This window comes from Qipengyuania sp., assembly GCF_048550555.1.
Classification (GTDB): domain Bacteria; phylum Pseudomonadota; class Alphaproteobacteria; order Sphingomonadales; family Sphingomonadaceae; genus Qipengyuania.
Window position 1 is genome coordinate 26,877 of sequence record NZ_JBLYYF010000017.1, and the last position, 12,640, is coordinate 39,516.

11 protein-coding genes are annotated in these 12,640 nt (G+C 66.1%); 6 read left to right on the forward strand and 5 right to left on the reverse strand.

Annotated elements, in window-relative coordinates; translation table 11 throughout:
• Positions 1 to 14 precede the first annotated feature (14 nt).
• On the reverse strand, positions 15 to 1,442 hold the full coding sequence (locus ACN4E0_RS03775) for a circularly permuted type 2 ATP-grasp protein (RefSeq protein WP_419565722.1): 1,428 nt from the start codon (positions 1,440 to 1,442) through the stop codon (positions 15 to 17).
• Between the two features lie 257 nt (positions 1,443 to 1,699).
• On the opposite strand from ACN4E0_RS03775, the gene ACN4E0_RS03780 reads away from it, so the two are divergent.
• The gene (locus tag ACN4E0_RS03780; RefSeq protein ID WP_419565725.1) at positions 1,700 to 2,068 is read left to right on the forward strand and encodes a VOC family protein; all 369 of its coding nucleotides are present in this window, start codon (positions 1,700 to 1,702) and stop codon (positions 2,066 to 2,068) included.
• 118 nt (positions 2,069 to 2,186) lie between these two features.
• The gene (locus ACN4E0_RS03785; RefSeq protein WP_419565727.1) at positions 2,187 to 2,813 is read left to right on the forward strand and encodes an extensin family protein; all 627 of its coding nucleotides are present in this window, start codon (positions 2,187 to 2,189) and stop codon (positions 2,811 to 2,813) included.
• Between the two features lie 30 nt (positions 2,814 to 2,843).
• Here the strand turns inward: ACN4E0_RS03785 and ACN4E0_RS03790 are convergent, their stop codons facing one another.
• Together ACN4E0_RS03790 and ACN4E0_RS03795 are read right to left on the reverse strand one after the other, a co-directional pair.
• The gene (locus ACN4E0_RS03790) at positions 2,844 to 3,611 is read right to left on the reverse strand and encodes an esterase/lipase family protein (RefSeq protein ID WP_419565729.1); all 768 of its coding nucleotides are present in this window, start codon (positions 3,609 to 3,611) and stop codon (positions 2,844 to 2,846) included.
• 55 nt (positions 3,612 to 3,666) lie between these two features.
• Entirely contained in the window at positions 3,667 to 4,215 is a 549-nt protein-coding gene (locus tag ACN4E0_RS03795) for a DUF3617 domain-containing protein (RefSeq protein WP_419565731.1), read from the reverse strand.
• A 96-nt stretch (positions 4,216 to 4,311) separates the two neighbouring features.
• On the opposite strand from ACN4E0_RS03795, the gene uvrB reads away from it, so the two are divergent.
• Positions 4,312 to 6,498: an excinuclease ABC subunit UvrB gene (uvrB, locus tag ACN4E0_RS03800; protein ID WP_419565734.1), complete on the forward strand. Its 2,187-nt coding sequence runs from the start codon at positions 4,312 to 4,314 to the stop codon at positions 6,496 to 6,498.
• 9 nt (positions 6,499 to 6,507) lie between these two features.
• Here uvrB and ACN4E0_RS03805 read toward each other — a convergent pair whose 3' ends face one another.
• A complete protein-coding gene (locus tag ACN4E0_RS03805) occupies positions 6,508 to 7,410 on the reverse strand; it encodes a CPBP family intramembrane glutamic endopeptidase (protein WP_419565736.1) in 903 nt (300 codons plus the stop codon).
• Positions 7,411 to 7,604: 194 nt separating this feature from the next.
• Here ACN4E0_RS03805 and ACN4E0_RS03810 point away from each other — a divergent pair, with 194 nt between their 5' ends.
• From ACN4E0_RS03810 to ACN4E0_RS03820, 3 genes are read left to right on the forward strand one after another with little or no spacing between them, the layout of a single operon-like run.
• On the forward strand, positions 7,605 to 8,402 hold the full coding sequence (locus ACN4E0_RS03810; protein WP_419565739.1) for a class I SAM-dependent methyltransferase: 798 nt from the start codon (positions 7,605 to 7,607) through the stop codon (positions 8,400 to 8,402).
• 46 nt (positions 8,403 to 8,448) lie between these two features.
• The gene (locus ACN4E0_RS03815) at positions 8,449 to 9,948 is read left to right on the forward strand and encodes a S10 family peptidase (RefSeq protein ID WP_419565741.1); all 1,500 of its coding nucleotides are present in this window, start codon (positions 8,449 to 8,451) and stop codon (positions 9,946 to 9,948) included.
• A gap of 55 nt (positions 9,949 to 10,003) precedes the next feature.
• Positions 10,004 to 10,582: a hypothetical protein gene (locus ACN4E0_RS03820; RefSeq protein WP_419565743.1), complete on the forward strand. Its 579-nt coding sequence runs from the start codon at positions 10,004 to 10,006 to the stop codon at positions 10,580 to 10,582.
• On the opposite strand, the gene ACN4E0_RS03825 is transcribed toward ACN4E0_RS03820, so the two are convergent.
• The gene (locus ACN4E0_RS03825) at positions 10,530 to 12,635 is read right to left on the reverse strand and encodes a protein-disulfide reductase DsbD family protein (RefSeq protein WP_419565746.1); all 2,106 of its coding nucleotides are present in this window, start codon (positions 12,633 to 12,635) and stop codon (positions 10,530 to 10,532) included. The genes ACN4E0_RS03820 and ACN4E0_RS03825 overlap by 53 nt on opposite strands.
• Between the last annotated feature and the right edge of the window lie 5 nt (positions 12,636 to 12,640).

Here is a 12,640-nt window from a genome sequence, read left to right on the forward strand (position 1 = left end):
GCGGGTCCCGGCCATCAGTCCTTCAGCACCCATGTATCCTTGGTCCCGCCGCCCTGGCTGGAATTGACCACCAGGGACCCCTTCTTGAGCGCGACGCGAGTGAGCCCGCCGGGGGTGATGTCGATCTTGTCGGGCGAAACGAGCACGAAGGGCCGCAGGTCCACGTGTCGCGGCGCAAGCCCTTTCTTCGTGAAGATCGGGCAGGTGGACAGCGCCAGGGTCGGCTGCGCGATGTAGTTTTCGGGCTTGGCCGCGATCTTCTTGCGGAATTCCTCGATTTCCTTCTTCGAGGCGGTCGGACCGATCAGCATGCCGTAACCGCCCGAACCATGGACTTCCTTGACCACCAGCTCGGCCAGGTTGTCGAGCACGTATTTGCGGGAGTCCTCGTCGGCGCAGCGGTGCGTCTCGACATTCGGCAGCAGCGGCTTCTCGCCGGTGTAGAACTCGACGATCTCGGGCATGAAGGAATAGATCGCCTTGTCGTCGGCCACGCCCGTTCCGGGCGCATTGGCGATGGTGACGCCGCCCGCACGATAGACGTCCATGATGCCCGGCACGCCGAGCCCGCTGTCCTCCCTGAAGGTCAGCGGATCGAGGAAGTCGTCATCCACCCGGCGGTAGATCACGTCGACTGGTTCATAGCCTCTCGTCGTGCGCATGGCGACGCGCCCGTCGGTCACGCGCAGGTCGCTGCCCTCGACCAGTTCCGCGCCCATCTGTTCGGCAAGGAAGGCATGCTCGAAATAGGCCGAATTGTAGATTCCGGGAGTAAGCACCGCGACCACGGGCTTGCCCTCGGTCTTCCGCGGAGCGCAGGCGGCCAGGCTCTTGGCCAGGCGGCGGGGATAGTCCGAGACCTGCTCCACCTGGAGCCGTATGAACAGCTCGGGGAACATGGCCATCATGGTTTCGCGGTTTTCGAGCATGTAGCTGACGCCCGACGGCGTCCGCGCATTGTCTTCAAGCACGTAGAATTCGTCGGGCCCCGTACGTACCAGATCGATCCCGACGATGTGCGTGTAGACCCCGCCGGGAGGGGTGAAGCCGACCATGTGCGGCAGCCAGGCACCATTGTTGCGGAACAGCCGTTCGGGGATGCGCCCCGCGCGGATGATCTCCTGGCGGTGGTAGAGATCGTGCATGAAGGCGTTGAGCGCCGAGACCCGCTGTTCTATGCCGCGCGTCAGCTTGCGCCATTCCGCCGCGCTGATGATGCGCGGCACCATGTCGAACGGGATCAGCCGCTCCTCGGCCTCATCCTCGCCATAGACGTTGAAGGTAATTCCGGTCTTGCGGAAATTGGTCTCGGCTTCGGCATGCTTGCGCCGCAGGAGCGCGGTCTGCTGATTCTCGAACCAGTTGCAATAGCCCTGGTAGGCTTCGCGAACGCCACCGTCCGGTTCGCGCATCTCGTCGAATTGATCTGCGCTGCCGCTCATGGTCCCCCGAAACTGGCTGCGTCGACTGCCTAGCGTAGATGGCAGCGCAAGGGCAGAAAGCCCTTCTTCACCATAACAAAGGCCCGGTCGCGCAGCGGTTCCCCAACTTCTGTTGCGATGCACAATTTCTTGCGACCACTCGGGCCGTAGCGAAGAGGTCCGGGGATACCGCGGAGGTCGATGCCCTTCGAGCGAAGTCTGCTAACATAGTCCCATGGCCACGCCGCGAATCGGCGGCATTTGGGGGAGGATGGAACATGGCGAAAGTAACCGGCCTCGGCGGGGTGTTCTACGTGGTGAAGGACCCGGCCGCGACGCAGGCTTGGTATCGCGACGTGCTGGGGATCGACGGCGAATATGGCCCGCAGCTCGACTGGTCGGAGGAAACGGGCGACAAACCCTATTCGCTGATCAGCAATTTCAAGGACGACGAATACATCAAGCCGGGGGTCGGCGGTTTCATGATCAATTTGCGGGTCGACGATTGCGACGGCATGGTCGCCCAGCTCGAGGACAAGGGCATCGAGGTGCTCGGCCACGTCGACGAAGGCTATGGCAAGTTTGCCTGGATCCTCGATCCCGACGGGGTAAAGATCGAACTGTGGGAACAGGTCGAGGCCCCCTGACGCTTGCATCACCGGGCTAAGCCGCGATCGCACCGGTTAGCGCGATGTTAACGATAATCGGTGCATGGTGCCGGCCATGCGCTCGCATCACGCCTGCTTTCTACCTCTCCTCCTGATCGTGGCGGGATGCGGCGCAATCCCGCAATCCCAGCCCAGCGGACGCGTTGCACGCCAGGCGGCGGCACCTGCGGTCAGCCTGGCGCGGCCCGAAGCGCGCCAGTGCCAGGCCGAACTCGGCCAGACCGGATCGATGTTCGCGCCGCTGCCCGACAAATTCTACGGCGCCGGCTGTTCGACCACCAACAGCGTCAAGCTGGACGGCGTCGGTGGGGATCGCAGGCAGTTCACGGTGACCAATCTCGGCGTGGTAGCCTGCCCGCTTGCCAACAGTTTCGCGGGCTGGGCGCGTTATGGCGTCGATCGCGCGGCGCAGCAGATCCTCGGCAGCCCGCTGGTGCGGATCGAGACCATGGGCAGCTATTCCTGCCGCAATGTCGCCGGAACCGGTCGGTTGAGCGCCCATTCGCGCGCCGAAGCGATCGACGTCGCCGCCTTCGTTCTGGCCGACGGGCGGCGTATATCCGTAAAGGCGGGGTGGAACGCCGGCCAGGACGAGCGCGAATTCCTGCGCACGATCCACACGAGCGCATGCAAGCGCTTCGGAACGGTACTCGGCCCCGATTACAACCAGGCCCACCAGGACCATTTCCATCTCGAATACGGCAAGGGGACCTACTGCCGCTGAGCGCTGCGGCGCCCGTTTGGCGTCTCGCGGTCAGTCGCGGTCGAGTTCGGCCAGTACGGCCTCCACCGCCTCATGCGTCAGGACGAAGCCCATGTGCGAACAGCGCAACGCCACTGTACGGTCGCGCTCGCCGGGCTTGCCGCAGGCCGCACGCGGATGGACGATCCCGTCCTTCGGGCTCCAGAAGGCGACCGTCTCGACCGGCGGCTTTTCGTGCACCACCGTGTCGATCTCGGGCTCGTCGACCCGGTGCCCGGCAATCGCCTGATAGGCGCGCCAGCCATTGTTGGCGCGCGGGCTGCCCGAGAAGGGCGATCCCATGGTCACGACCTTGGCGACCTTGTCTGGATGCGTCTTGGCCAGTTCGCGGGCCATCACGCCGCCAAGACTCCAGCCGACCAGATGGATCTGCTCGCCAGTCCGGCGATAGAGGTCGACCAGCCGCTTTTCGACCATGCGGAAACGCGCCTCGGTGGCGCCGAGATTGTAGCCGAGGCCCCATTTCTTGGTGGTGTGGCCCGCCGCCTCCAGCTTGCGCGCCATCCACCGCATGCGAATGGGATGGGCACCAAAGCCGGGCAGCAGCATGACCGTCTTGGGATGAGACGCTCGCGCGATATGGAGCGCGGGGCGGACCATCCTGCGAACCGGCTCGAGCGGCCACAGGAATTCGCGCAGCATGAGCTGCCAGCGTGGCCCGCGCGCATCGTCGGGTGACGGCTCGGCCGCCAGTGCCCAGCGGCGCGCCAGCTCCTCGCGGTCGATGAATGCGGTGTCTCTGAACGGTAATGTTGCCATCGCCGTGCAATAATGCGCGAGGTCCGCATTGGCTCCCGAAATTGTCTTCGGTCGTCTAAGCGTCGCAGTCGCCGATGCGTTCCTGCGAACTCTTCATCGTCATTTTCATGGTCTGCCCATCGGGACCCTCGGCGTCGACCGTCATGGTCATCTGCGAGGCGGTTTCGCTGCCGGTCCCCGTCATGGTCATGCGCGCGGCGCCCTGCCCATCCGCATTGCAGTTCATGATCGCGTCGATCCGTCCCCCTTGGGCGTCGAACTTCTCGAAGCTGCAGTCGCCATCGTCTTCGCGTGCCTGCCGCGCCATTTCCTCGAAGCCCTTGTCGGCTTCCTCCTGGGTCAGGCAGTATTCGTGCGTCTGCGGCCCGCGGTCGAACATGCCCTTCATCATGTCCTGCACCTGCTTCGGCGCGCCGGGCATTTCCATGTTCACGAATTCGACCGTGGCGCGATACTGGCCGGGCAGCGGCTTCACCATGTCCTCGGACTTGGCGGCGGCTTCCTTCATCGAGATCTCGCCATCGCCGTCGGTGTCGGCGTCGGTACCGCCTCCGCAGGCGGCAAGGGTCAGGCTGGCGGCGGCGGCGATCGCTATACGGCGCATGAATGGTCTCCAGAATTGCGTTCGCGAAGCTAGCAGCCGCACCGCACGTGGCAAGCACCGTTGCGCCCCGCCCCGCCGTTCCCCATATGTGCGCGCATGAGCGAACTCGTCATTCGAAGAGGGCTGGAAGAGCCGGATACCACCGGCGAGTTCGTCCCCCACAAGCCCGCGCGCCCGGAAAAGTCCATGGGCGGCAGGCCGTTCAAGCTCGTCAGCGACTACACACCCAGCGGCGACCAGCCGACCGCGATCGCCGAACTGACCGGCGCGGCCCGGGACGGCGAACAGACGCAGGTGCTGCTGGGCGTGACGGGTTCGGGCAAGACCTTCACCATGGCCAAGGTGATCGAGGAATTGCAGCGCCCGGCGCTCGTCCTCGCGCCCAACAAGATCCTCGCCGCGCAGCTCTATGGCGAGTTCAAGAGCTTCTTCCCCGAGAACGCGGTCGAGTATTTCGTCTCCTATTACGACTATTACCAGCCCGAGGCCTACGTGCCGCGCAGCGACACCTACATCGAGAAGGAAAGCTCGGTGAACGAGGCGATCGACCGGATGCGTCACTCGGCCACGCGCGCGCTGCTCGAACGCGACGACGTGATCATCGTCGCCTCGGTCTCGTGCCTTTACGGCATCGGCTCGGTCGAAACCTATTCGGCGATGATCTTCGACATCAAGAAGGACACCCAGGTCGATCAGCGCGAGCTGATCCGCAAGCTCGTCGCGCTGCAGTACAAGCGCAACGACGCCGCCTTCGCGCGCGGCAATTTCCGCGTCCGCGGCGACAATCTCGAGATCTTCCCGAGCCACTACGAGGACATGGCCTGGCGGATCAGTTTCTTCGGCGACGAAATCGAGGAAATCAGCGAGTTCGATCCGCTGACCGGCAAGAAGGGTGCGAGCCTCGACAAGGTGCGCGTCTATGCCAATTCGCACTACGTCACGCCCGGCCCGACGATGAAACAGGCCAGCGAAGCGATCAAGTTCGAGCTGCAGGAGCGGCTCAAGGAGCTGCATGAGGAAGGCCGGTTGCTCGAGGCGCAGCGGCTAGAACAGCGGACCAATTTCGACCTCGAGATGATCGCCGCGACCGGCAGTTGCGCGGGGATCGAGAATTACAGCCGCTTCCTTACCGGGCGCCTGCCCGGCGAGCCGCCGCCGACCCTGTTCGAATACCTTCCCGAAAACGCGCTGCTGTTCGTCGACGAGAGCCACCAGACCGTGCCGCAAATCGGCGCGATGGCGCGCGGCGACCACCGCCGCAAGATCACGCTCGCCGAATACGGTTTCCGCCTGCCCAGCTGCATCGACAACCGCCCGCTGCGCTTCAATGAATGGGACGCGATGCGTCCGCAGACCTTTGCGGTTTCGGCGACGCCGGGCACCTGGGAGATGGAGCAGACCGGCGGCGTCTTCGCCGAACAGGTCATCCGCCCCACCGGACTGATCGATCCGCCGGTCGAGATCAAGCCGGTCGAGGACCAGGTCCAGGACTGCATCGAGGAGTGCAAGGCGACCGCCGCCAAGGGCTATCGCACGCTCGTCACCACGCTAACCAAGCGCATGGCCGAAGACCTCACCGAGTTCATGCACGAGGCGGGCGTCAGAGTCCGCTACATGCATTCCGACGTCGAGACGCTCGAACGTATCGAGCTGATCCGCGACCTGCGGCTCGGCGTCTACGACGTGCTGGTCGGCATCAACCTGCTGCGCGAGGGCCTCGATATTCCCGAATGCGGGCTGGTCTGCATCCTCGATGCCGACAAGGAAGGCTTCCTGCGCTCCGAAACCTCGCTCATCCAGACCATCGGCCGCGCGGCGCGCAATGTCGACGGGCGGGTGATCCTCTATGCCGACCGCATCACGGGCAGCATGGAACGGGCGATGGCGGAGACCGAACGCCGCCGCGAAAAGCAGCGCGAATACAACGAGAAGCACGGCATCACGCCGCAGACGATCAAGCGCCAGATCGCCGACATCGTCGCGCATTCCGCGGCGCAGGATGGCGTCACCGTCGACACGGGCGACGACGAACGCAACAACCTCGTCGGCCACAATCTGCGCGCCTATATCGAGGATCTCGAAAAGCGCATGCGCGCCGCCGCCGCCGATCTCGAATTCGAGGAAGCGGGCCGCCTGCGCGACGAGATCCGTCGGCTCGAGAACGACGAGCTCGGACTCGGCGAGGAAGAGAAGAAGGCGCCGCGCGTCGGGCGCAGCGACGCCGGCCGCCCGGGTACGCGCAAGACCCGCTACGGCAAGACGCAGCGCAAGTGGAAGCCCTAGCCCGGTACCTCAGCTCGCGGCGGTGAACAGCTTCGCCAGTGGCGCCGCGAAGGGCAGCGCGTCCATCGCCCCGTGGACGACGACGACCAGCAGCAAGCTGCGCGTGCGATGCCACAGCACTCCGAAGAAGAGCCCGACGGGCGAGAGCACGGCGATCGAATAGGCCATGACCTGGAGGACATCGGGCGAATGGCCGAAGGTCTCGGCGTCGCCGCGCAAATAGAGCCCCGGTGCGTGGACCAAGCCGAACAGCAGCGAGGCGAGCGCGATCGCCAGCATCGCCGAGCCTGTCCAAGCCGCCAGCCGCGTCTGCAGCAGGCCGCGGAAGAGGTATTCCTCGCACAGCCCCGCGACGAGGCTCATCCAGATCCACGAAAGCGCGATCCAGCCGATTTGCGAACCGAGATCGGGGCGCACCTCTGCCAGCCTTGCGAGCGAGGGGCTGACCACGGCATTGAGTGCCATCAACACGGCGCTGAACAGCAGCAGGCACAGGACCACGCGGCCGCGTCCCACCCGCGCCCGCCACAGCGAGGCGAGCGAGCCGCGCATGGCGTAGATCAGCGCCGAGGGCAGCGCGACATGCACCAGCAGTTTGAACAGGAACAGCGCCCCCTCTTCGATCTGCCCGTCGGGCAATGCGTCCTTGAGCCAACCGTAGACCGGGCCGAAGATGACGAAGGCATAGAAGGCGATATAGCCGAGCAGGACGAGGCTTTCACCGCGGGGGTTGCCCACATCGCCGACGATCGCCAAGCCATTGCGAGTCAGCAGCAGCGCACTCGGGCTGAGGATCAGACCGAAGATTGCGAGGATCGCGACGGCGAGCGCCCACTCGGCGCCGGCATGGGCCAGATAGGCGGTGCTGGCGCCCCAGCATGCGGCATAGATGGCAATTGCGACCTTGTGCATAAATCCGAACTCTCCAGGTTTCGAAATACTGTATTATTACCGCAATACAGCACGCACAAGCCGTCCTGCCTCATTCCCGTCGCATCAGGCGGGCCTTCGTCGTCCAGTGATCGGTGTTCGTCGAGCGATGGCGCGCCCGCGCTTGCCGCGCTCCGACCGATCGTCGTAGCTTCCCGATCGAAGGGGAACAGATCATGCGCCGATTCTCGATTGCACTGGCCGGGGCGATCACGCTCGCGGCCATTGGCCCGAACGCTTTCGCCCACGAAGCGGCAGCCGAAGAGCGCGCCGCAACCGATCCGGCGACAGCTATTGCCGCAGCGGTGGCCGCACCCGACCGCCCGACCGATGCGCGCGACCTCGACGAGAACCGCAAGCCCGCCGAAGTATTAGGCTTCCTCGGGCTCGAACCCGGCATGACCGCCGCCGACCTGCTGACCGGCACCGGCTACTGGGCCGAGATCATGGCGCATGTCGTCGGACCGGAGGGCAAGGTCGTCGCCTACCAGCCGAGCCAGTTCTATACCGACGAGGACAGCAAGACCGCATGGAGCGCGCTCGAGGCACGCGTGCCCCAGGTGCGCGAATCGCGCTATCCCTTCGACGAATTCGCGCCGCCCGCGGACTCGCTCGATTTCGCCATCATCAACCTGTCCTACCACGACATCTACTGGACCTCTGAGCGCTACAAGATCCCGACCACCGACCCGGCTGCCTATGTCTCAGCGCTCTATGCCGGGATGAAGCCCGGTGGAGTAGTCGGGGTGATCGACCATGTCGGCGAAGGCAGCGAAACGCGCGAGCTGGTCGATGCTCTTCACCGGATCGACCCCGCCGTGGTGCGCGCCGATTTCGAACGCGCGGGTTTCGTGCTCGAGGACACCAGCGATCTTCTCGCCAATCCCGATGACGACCACACCAAGCTGGTGTTCGATCCCGCGGTCCGGGGCAAGACCGACCGCTTCCTGTTCAAGTTCGTCAAGCCGCGTTGACGCGTACCGCCGCGGCCTACATGGTCGGGCAAACAAGGGGTAATCCATGATCCATCGCTCTCTCGCCGCGCTCGCCGCCGGCGCCATGCTCGCCGCGGCGCCCGCCCAGGCGCAGGATAAGGCCAAGGACGACAAGCCTGCGGCAGTGACCGAATACGAGGCCAATTCCGCCTCGAAGCGGTTCACCGGCACCTTCGGCGGGCGCAGCGTGACTTACACGACGACCGTCGCCGAACAGGTGCTCAAGGACGACAAGGGCGCGCCCAAGGCGGCGATCGTCACCACCGCCTATGTCGCCGAGCCGCGCGATCCCGGGCGCCCGGTGACCTTCCTCTTCAACGGCGGACCGGGTTCGGGCTCGGTTTGGCTGCAGATGGGCGCCTTCGGGCCCAAGCGCGTCGCCATCCCTTCCAATGCGCAGGACGACGGCGGCCCGCCCTACCCGATCCTCGACAATCCGGATTCGCTGCTCGACGTCACCGACCTCGTCTTCATCGACCCGGTCGGCACCGGCTGGAGCCACGCGATCGGCGATACCGACCCCAACGATTACTGGGGTGTGACCAAGGACGCCCAATCGGTGGCGCAGGTGATCCGCCAGTGGCTGAGCGAAAACGGCCGCTGGAACAGCCCCAAATACCTCGGCGGCGAGAGCTACGGCACTACGCGCAGCGCAGCGGTGGTGAACGAGCTCGAGGGCGGCTACAACGACGTCGCGCTCAACGGCGTCATCCTGATCTCGACCGTGCTCGACTTCGCCGCCGGGGCAGAGACCGAGGGCGCCGAGCTCGGCTATATCACCACCCTGCCCTCCTTCGCCGCGACCGCGCTCTATCACGGCAAGGCCAGCGCTCCGTCGGTCGAGCAATTCGTCGAGGAAGCACGGCAATTCGCCATCGGCCCCTATGCCGCCTTCCTGATCAAGGGCCAGAAGGCGAGCGCGGCAGAACGCGCTTCGGTTCGCCGCGAACTCGCCCGCTTCACGGGCCTCAGCGAAACCTTCCTCGAGAACGCCGACCTGCGGGTCACCTCGGGCCGTTTCTACAAGGAATTGCTGCGCGATCGCGGGTTGACCGTGGGCCGGCTCGACAGCCGCTACACCGGCCGCGATTACGACAATGCCGGCGAATATCCCGACAACGATCCCAGCTTCTATGGCATCGACGGCGGCTACACCGCGGCGGTCAACGCCTATCTCCGCGATACGGTGGGCTACGACACCGACCGACAATACGTCACCATCGGCGGCGTGCGCGACTGGGACTGGAACATCCGCGGCGGGCGCGACACCAATGCCTATCTCAACGTCACCCCCTACCTTGCCAAGGCGCTGCGCGAGAATTCGGCCATGCGGATCTTCGTCGGCCAGGGCTGGTACGATTTTGCGACGCCCTTCTTCGCCGCGGAATATGCGCTCAGCCGCACCGGCATCCCGCAGGACCGCGTGGCCTTCCACTATTACGACGCTGGGCACATGATGTACGTCCGCGACGAGGACCGGGCGAAGCTGTCGCAGGACATCCGCGCCTTCATCCGCAGCCGCTGAGGATAGAAGGCGCGCCGCGCTTGAATGCCGTCACGCCTGTGTCATAGCGCGGACGATGCGTCGCACCCTCTCCCTCGTTCCGCTGGTCCTGCTGGCGGCATGCAAGCCCCCGGCCTCGGACGACTATGTCGAGCGAACGCGGATCGAGAGCCCGGCCGAGGGGCCGTCCGAACCGATCGATTCGCCCGATACCGAGGGCGCGATCTGGGCTCCGGCCGAACGCGACACGCGGTTGCTCTACGGCAAGCCGGGCGAACATCCGCTCTTCGCGCTCGAGTGCCTCAGCGACGGTCAGGGCCCGGAACTGGGCTATACCCGCTTCGCCAAGGCCGACCCGGCTGCGCAGGCGATCCTCGCGCTGATCGGCAACGGCCATGTCTCGCGGCTCAAGATCGATGCCGCGCAGGTCGGGGATACCTGGCGCTGGGAAGGCGCCGTTGCAGCCGCCGACCCGCGGCTGGATGTCCTGACCGGCGCGCGCGAGGTCGAGGCGACCGTGCCCGGGGCGGGCAGCGTGATCCTCAATGCGAGCAGCCTGCCGGGCGGGCTGGTCGAACGCTGCCGTGCGCTGGACGAACCGCTCAGCGAGGAGGTCGCGCCGCCCGAGCCTTCTCCGCCAGCAGGTCCGGCGTAAGCACCTGCGGCAATTGCTCGGCATCGCCGCCGGGCGCGTACCACAGATAGAGCGGCACGCCCGCAGCGCCCTGCTGCGTGAGCATGCGGCTGATCTCCTCGTCGGGTTGCGTCCAGTCGCCGCGCATGGCGACGACGCCGGCCTTTTCGAAAGCCGCGCGCGTCGCCTCGCGTTCGATCGCAACGCTCTCGTTGACCTTGCAGGTGACGCACCAGTCGGCGGTGAACCAGACGAACACCGGGCGACCCGAAGCGCGCGCTTCGGCCAGGGCAGCCTCGCTGTAGTCGATGGGGTCGAGCAGGCTTTGCGCCGTCGCTGCCGTGGCTTGCGGCTGCGGTAGCAGCGCGGTGCCGAGCGCGAGCACGATCACGAGGCCTCCGAAGACCGCAAGCGCACCACTGTGAGCCCGGCGCTGGACCCTGCCGGCGAGCAGCAATCCGCCGAGCGCGATCGCCGCAAGTACGAGCACCGGCGCAAGATAGTCCCACCCGCCGATGCGCCAGACGAGCCAGCCGAGCGCGAGCGCGGTGAGCCCCATCGGCAGCGCCATCCAGCGGCGGAAGCGCTCCATCCAGGCGCCCGGCCTCGGCAAACGACGGCGGATCGCGGGGACGAACCCGACCAGCAGGAAGGGCAGTGCGAGGCCGAGACCGAGGGCGACGAAGACCAGCAGGCCGTGAAGCGGCTCGATCACCAGCGCCGCACCCAGGGCGATCGCCATAAAAGGCCCGGTGCAGGGCGTCGCGACGAAGGCCGCGAGCAGACCGGTCGAGAAGGAACCGCCGCGCGAAGGCGCGCCGCCCGCAATCGCCAGCCCCGGAACCTCGAACAGGCCGAGGAAGTTCGCCGTGATCGCCAGTGCCAGCAGGAACAGGCCCACCACCACTGCGGGCTCCTGCAGCTGGAAGGCCCAGCCGATCTGCTGGCCCGCCGAGCGCAGCAGCAGGATCGTCGCGCCCAGCGCGGTGCAGGCGACCACGACGCCCGCCGTATAGGCCAGCGCATCGTGGCGTGCGGCACGCTCCTCGCCGCCGGCCTTGGCCAGCGCGAGCGCCTTGAGGCTGAGGATCGGGAAGACGCAGGGCATCACGTTGAGCAGCAATCCGCCGGCGAGCGCGGCGAGCAGGAGCTGCCACAGCACGGGCTCCGCGCCCCCGCCGCTGATCGGCTTGACACCTTGGAGCGGAACATCGCCCGCTACCGCGGCAAAACGAACGCCGCGCCCCTCGCCGAAATCGAGGATGCCGGTGATCGTCTCGGGCCGCGGCGCGTCCTCCAGCTCGACATTGTCGGGCACGGCAATCCGCTCGATCGGCACTTCGGCCACCAGCAGGTCGCCTTCACGGATGAAACTCTGGGTGGCGGTGTAGAGCGGCCTGTCCCCTTCGCCGAGTTCGGCGGTGCCGAGGAACAGGTGCGGCTCGCCCAGCCTGGTCGAGGCGGGCAGCGGAATGCCGATCCGCAGTCGGTTGGAAGTGAACTCGAACTGCGCCGGGCTGTCGAGCTGCGGCACGATCTTCGCCTGCCACCCGCCGAAACGCGGGTCGGCCACGGCGCGCGCGGGATCGAGCGTCAACTGCGCCTGCTGGGGCACGCATATCGTGTCGGTGCAGGCAAGGTAGCGCGCCGTCAGCTTCAACGGCGCGACATTGGCCACGGCTGCATTCTTTGGAACAGCTATCGGCACCAGCACCGCGTAGTCGCCTTCGTAGACGTGGTTCATCAGCCCGCCGACGACGAGCCGGTGCGGCAGCGGATAGAGCGGCTCACCCGCTTCCCAGCCCTCGGGCAACTCCCAATCGAGCTCGATGCCCAGCCCCGCATCGCCGGGGTTCGACCAATAGCCGTGCCATTCTTTGGAAACCGGGGTGAAATGGAGCGCGACAATCCAGCGTTCGCCCGGCTGCGGTGCGCCCTCGGCGACCAGCTCGGCAGGCATGCGATCGCTACCCGGCCCCTGAGCGGCGAGTGGCGCCGCCGTCGGCCCGGCCAGGGCCAGCGCCAGCAGCAGAAGCAGCGCGGCGACCCTCTCCATTATCCTTGCCTCGATCACGCAGG

Excerpts from the sequence above, each read along its gene's own strand:
- uvrB (WP_419565734.1), top strand. The coding sequence starts at position 4,312 with ATGAGCGAACTCGTCATTCGAAGAGGGCTGGAAGAGCCGGATACCACC.
- ACN4E0_RS03815 (WP_419565741.1), top strand. The coding sequence starts at position 8,449 with ATGATCCATCGCTCTCTCGCCGCGCTCGCCGCCGGCGCCATGCTCGCC.
- ACN4E0_RS03805 (WP_419565736.1), bottom strand. The coding sequence starts at position 7,410 with ATGCACAAGGTCGCAATTGCCATCTATGCCGCATGCTGGGGCGCCAGC.
- ACN4E0_RS03810 (WP_419565739.1), top strand. The coding sequence starts at position 7,605 with ATGCGCCGATTCTCGATTGCACTGGCCGGGGCGATCACGCTCGCGGCC.
- ACN4E0_RS03795 (WP_419565731.1), bottom strand. The coding sequence starts at position 4,215 with ATGCGCCGTATAGCGATCGCCGCCGCCGCCAGCCTGACCCTTGCCGCC.
- ACN4E0_RS03820 (WP_419565743.1), top strand. The coding sequence starts at position 10,004 with ATGCGTCGCACCCTCTCCCTCGTTCCGCTGGTCCTGCTGGCGGCATGC.
- ACN4E0_RS03775 (WP_419565722.1), bottom strand. The coding sequence starts at position 1,442 with ATGAGCGGCAGCGCAGATCAATTCGACGAGATGCGCGAACCGGACGGT.
- ACN4E0_RS03790 (WP_419565729.1), bottom strand. The coding sequence starts at position 3,611 with ATGGCAACATTACCGTTCAGAGACACCGCATTCATCGACCGCGAGGAG.
- ACN4E0_RS03780 (WP_419565725.1), top strand. The coding sequence starts at position 1,700 with ATGGCGAAAGTAACCGGCCTCGGCGGGGTGTTCTACGTGGTGAAGGAC.